We start from the raw sequence: 1,025 nt of genomic DNA on the forward strand, positions 1-1,025 counted from the left end.
ACCCCGCCGCCCCCCCCCCCCCCCCCCCCCCCCCCCCCCCCCCCCCCCCCCCCCCGGGGGGGGGGGGGGGGGGCGCCCCCGCCCCCCCCCCCCCCCCCCGACCCCGTCGGCGTGCCGCCAACGCCAGCACGGCGTACGCGAGGAGGAGGATCACGACGGCGACGATCCCGTCCGCCCAGAAGTGATTGGCCGTCACGACGACCACCGCGATCGTCAGCACCGGGTGCAGCACCATGACCCACCGCAGCGAACTGCGCGACACCCGGACCACCGCGACCGCGGCCAGCACACACCAGGCGACGTGCACCGAGGGCATCGCCGACAGCTGGTCGGCCACCACCACCCCGCCGACCGCGCCCCCGTACACCGACTGCCCGTACTCCGCGGCCACGTCGACGAAACCGCTCCCCGGCAGCATCCGCGGCGGCGCCACCGGGATGAACTGCACCAGCAGACAGACCGCGGTCGTGATCACCACCGTGTTCCGCACCCACGCGTACCACTCGCGGTGCCGCACGAACACCCAGAGCAGGACACCCAGCATCACCGCGAAGTGCATGACCGCGTAGTAGTAGTTCGCCAGCCGCACCAGCACCGGGTACGGCGTGACCGCCGACTGCCAGGAGGCCTCGTCGGGCAACCCGATCACCTGCTCGGTGTGGTGGATCCAGCTCGCCCGGTCCACCGCATGGTCCGCGCTCATCACCGACAGGTGCCCGACCAACTGCCAGAGCGCGAACAACGCCAGCAGCGTGCCGGCCTCCCGCAGCAACGCCGACAGGGACGGCTTCCGAACCCTCGACGCGACGTACGCGCCGGCGTAGAGACCGGCGGCGGCGCCCCCGGCGGACTGCCAGGTCAGGGTCAGGTTCTGCATTGGCAGAGGGTAACGCAAAAAGCCCCCCTCCCGGATGGGAAGGGGGCTTTTTGGAATGATTGTTCGGCGGCGTCCTACTCTCCCACAGGGTCCCCCCTGCAGTACCATCGGCGCTGTAAGGCTTAGCTTCCGGGTTCGGAATGTAACC

The 1,025-nt window shown here is 71.6% G+C and carries 1 protein-coding gene and 1 rRNA gene (1 of these 2 only partly in view); both read right to left on the reverse strand.

Features of this window, described 5'->3' with window-relative positions; translation table 11 throughout:
• On the reverse strand, positions 1-877 hold the 5' portion of the coding sequence (locus ACZ51D_RS37795) for a phosphatase PAP2 family protein (RefSeq protein WP_465664775.1). Its footprint begins 14 nt before the window's first position; the window shows 877 of its 891 coding nt (coding positions 1-877); the start codon lies at positions 875-877; the stop codon falls past the left edge of the window.
• 61 nt (positions 878-938) lie between these two features.
• A 5S ribosomal RNA gene (rrf, locus tag ACZ51D_RS37800) occupies positions 939-1,025 on the reverse strand; the annotation flags it as partial.

Source organism: Kitasatospora sp. NPDC033851, from assembly GCF_055576085.1.